The organism is Candidatus Baltobacteraceae bacterium (assembly GCA_036559195.1).
Taxonomy (GTDB): Bacteria; Vulcanimicrobiota; Vulcanimicrobiia; order Vulcanimicrobiales; family Vulcanimicrobiaceae; genus JALYTZ01.
In genome coordinates this window covers 1-3,305 of the sequence record DATBTN010000016.1, presented here as the reverse complement: position 1 = coordinate 3,305, position 3,305 = coordinate 1, and the positions used below count along the sequence as shown (strand labels likewise).

The following is a 3,305-nucleotide window of genomic DNA, read 5'->3' as shown; positions in this document are numbered from 1 at the left end:
AGCGACGCGCCCTCCGCGGAGACATTCGGCAACACGTGGCCGCGTTCGAATCGAACGTGCTCCGCGGCTAGCGGTGCTCCAAGATCGTACGCCGCGTCGAGCGGCTGAACCGGCAACACCGCGCGATCCATGGCTGCGACGATCGCACTTCCGAGTTCGCTTCCACCGTATTCGTAGCAGTAGAACCCGGCGGCGTCGCAATCTTCGTGCAGGTCGATCGAGAGGACGAACTTGCGATCGCGATTGGCGGTGAGCATCGCGCGCGCTTCGGGCGACTGCCCTCCGCGACCGAACGTGCGATTCACATCGAGGCCTTCCGCGTTCTCGCGCGTGCCGAGGCGATAGCCGCTCGGATTCGTGCAAACCCAGATGCGATAGGCGAACCGCGGATCGAGTTCCCGCTTCTCGACGAGTTCGAGCAGCGCCCACGGACCCGCCGGCTCGTCGCCGTGGACGCCGGCCGCGAGCGCGATCGCCGGCTGGGTCGCGTCGCCGAATTCGGCGCAGAGCAGCGTTCGCGGTGCGCCCACGCAGGCGACTTCGCGAACGGCGACGCCGTGACTCGCGCGCAGCGCCTTCCAGCGCGTTTCAAGGGCGTCATAACTCATAGCTCTAACGTTCGACGTATGAAGATCCAAATCGGCGTTATGGGGTCGGCGGGCGGGACGATCTCCGAAACGGCGCTCGGACTCGCGAATCGCCTCGGGCGGCGCATTGCCGAGCGCGACTGCACGATCGTGACCGGCGCCTGCCCCGGTCTCCCGCACGCCGCCGTCGTCGGCGCTAGCGCGGCCGGCGGCATCAGCCTCGGCGTCTCGCCGGCGCTCTCGCAAGAAGAACACGTGAACGTGTACAACTCGCCGCTCGAGCCGTACACGACGATGGTCTTTACCGGGTCGGGCTTGATGGGCCGCGAAACGCACAACATTCACAGCTCCGACTTCGTGCTCTTCGTGGGCGGCCGCAGCGGCACGCTGGGCGAGTTCTGCATCGCGTACGACGAAGGCAAGTTGATCGGCATCCTCACCAACTCCGGCGGCATTTCAAACGAGTTTCAAGCCATCGCCGCGATGGTACACAAGGACACCGGCTCGACGATCGTGGCCGACGACGATCCCGAGACCCTGGTCGACCGCTGTCTCACGACCTATCGGACGAATCAGCTGCCGACCGCCAAGGCCTACGACCGCAACGTCACTCCCGCGCCCGAGGCGCGACACAGTACGCAGGAGACACGTGGCTGAACTCACATTCGTCGGCGCCGCCGGCACCGTCACCGGCAGCAAGCATCTGCTCACCACCAACGGCCGCCATCTTTTTATCGATTGCGGCCTCTTTCAAGGCGCGGCCGACGTCACCGCGCTGAACAGCATTCCGATGCCGGTCGAACCCCGCGCGATCGAGGCAGTGATCGTCACGCACGGACACATCGACCACGTCGGCTATCTCCCGAAGCTCGTTAAAGACGGCTTCGCCGGTGCCGTTTATTGCACGCCCGCGACCGCCGCGCTAATGCAGATCGTGCTCGACGACGCCGCTAACCTGCAGGCGCACCTCGCGAAACGCGGATTCGATCGCGAGAAACACGCGCCGCCGGCGTTTTACGATGAAGCCAACGTGATCGCAACCATGAAACTCGTACGCGCGATCCCGCCCGAGACAGACTTCTCCGTCTGCGGCGCCACGGCTCGATTCCACAATGCCGGACACATCATCGGCTCGGCATTCGTGGTGCTGCAACTCGAAGGGAAGCGGGTGCTCTTTTCGGGCGACGTCGGCCGTTACGGACGCGCGCTGTTGAACGACCCGTCGCCGATCGGTGCGGTCGATACGCTGCTCTGCGAATCGACCTATGCGGATCGCGTTCATCCGCCCGATGCGCTCGACCAACTGCGCGGCGTGTTGCTCGCGGGCGTGAAACGCGGCGGAGCGATCGTGATTCCCGCGTTTGCCGTGGAGCGCTCGCAAGACATCCTGCTCTCGATTGGTGAGATTCAGACGCAGGAGCCGTCGATCGCCGGCGTACCGGTCTTTCTCGATAGCCCGATGGCATCGAAGGTCGACGATCTTTTCGAGCGATTCCCGGAGGCGCACAAGCCGATTCCCAACGACAGCGCGGCCACGCCGTTTGGTTGTCGCAATTTAACCGTTGCGGTTTCGACCGACCAATCGAAAGCGATCAACGAGGTCTCGGGACCGCACATCATCATCTCGGCCAGCGGCATGGCCTCGGGCGGCCGCGTGCTCCATCACCTGCACAAGAACATTCCGAGCCCGAATGCGACGATCTTGTTCGTGGGATATCAAGGCGTCGGCACGCTCGGTTTCTACATGACTCACGGCGCGAAGACCGTTCGGATCTACGGCGACACGCTCGACGTGAATGCCGACGTCGTGCAGATCGAAGGCTACAGCGCGCACGCGGATCGCAACGAGATCACGCAATGGCTCTCGACCTGCACGACTAAGCCGCATCTTTACGCGATCCACGGCGAACCCGCATCGGCGCAAGCGCTCGTCCAACTCGCGCAAACGCACTTCGGCTGGCAAGCCGATCCCGGCGAACGCGGCAAAACCGTCACGCTATAAGGGTAAGGTTGTCGAACCATCGTCCGTTCGACAGCGGTGGGTCCGTACGTTGTCATGGTGAGCTTGTCGAACCATCGTCGTTTAACAGGCTCCGTCCTTCGACAAGCTCAGGATGACAAAACAAAAAAGCAGAGCGGTGCCCTTGTCGAAGGATGAGCTTGTCGAACCTGCGGCGGGGGGTTAGGCTTCGATGAAGGGGTCGGTTATTGATTCGCGGGCGGTGCGTGGGGGGAAGGTGCCTTCGGGGTTGTGGGCTAGCCAGTCTTTGGCGCGAATCGCGAGATACTCGAAGTCGTGGTATTGCACGTTGCCGCGTTCGCGACGCATGAGCGCGACGACGGGAGTGAGCGCGCTCCAATAGTAGACGATCAATCGGCCGAAAAGGTCCATGAAGATTTTCTCGGAGACCAGCCTGTTCTTGAGCAGTCCTCCCATCGTATTGAACCAGTTGCACGCGTCGAGTTCCAAGTGCACGCGCGAGTCTACGAAACCGCGCGTCTCGAGTTCGCTGCGGTATTGCGTCTCCTTCAGCCGCGCCGGCAGATCCGTTTGAACGAAGCGGAGCGCGTTCTGGATCGGCTCGCTGCGGAAATCGCGCTCGAGCGAGAGAATCGCATCGAGTTGATTACCGGCGCTCATGTGCCGCAGTTGGATCAAGGCGGCCACGGCGCTCGCGGCGATCACCACGAACGTTCCCATGGTCGCGATCGTGTTGA

Annotated in this window: 4 protein-coding genes; 2 read left to right on the top strand and 2 right to left on the bottom strand. The window is 63.0% G+C overall.

The features are described from left to right. Positions 1–608: succinylglutamate desuccinylase/aspartoacylase family protein (locus VIG32_01930; protein HEY8296769.1), on the bottom strand; the 608-nt coding region annotated here is incomplete at its 3' end. Between the two features lie 18 nt (positions 609–626). Between VIG32_01930 and VIG32_01925 the strand changes: the two genes are divergently transcribed. Both VIG32_01925 and VIG32_01920 read left to right on the top strand, forming a co-directional pair. Further along, positions 627–1,244 (top strand): hypothetical protein, encoded by a 618-nt coding sequence (locus VIG32_01925; protein ID HEY8296768.1) that lies wholly within the window; start codon positions 627–629, stop codon positions 1,242–1,244. Beyond that, positions 1,237–2,589 (top strand): MBL fold metallo-hydrolase, encoded by a 1,353-nt coding sequence (locus tag VIG32_01920; protein HEY8296767.1) that lies wholly within the window; start codon positions 1,237–1,239, stop codon positions 2,587–2,589. Before VIG32_01925 ends, VIG32_01920 begins: the two co-directional genes overlap by 8 nt. 180 nt (positions 2,590–2,769) lie before the next feature. On the opposite strand, the gene VIG32_01915 is transcribed toward VIG32_01920, so the two are convergent. After that, positions 2,770–3,305, bottom strand: a 536-nt coding sequence (locus VIG32_01915) for a hypothetical protein (protein HEY8296766.1), incomplete at its 5' end; no start/stop codon positions are given.

Bases quoted from the DNA above. Each gene is read 5' to 3' on its own strand.
- VIG32_01925 (HEY8296768.1), top strand. From the start codon at position 627: ATGAAGATCCAAATCGGCGTTATGGGGTCGGCGGGCGGGACGATCTCC.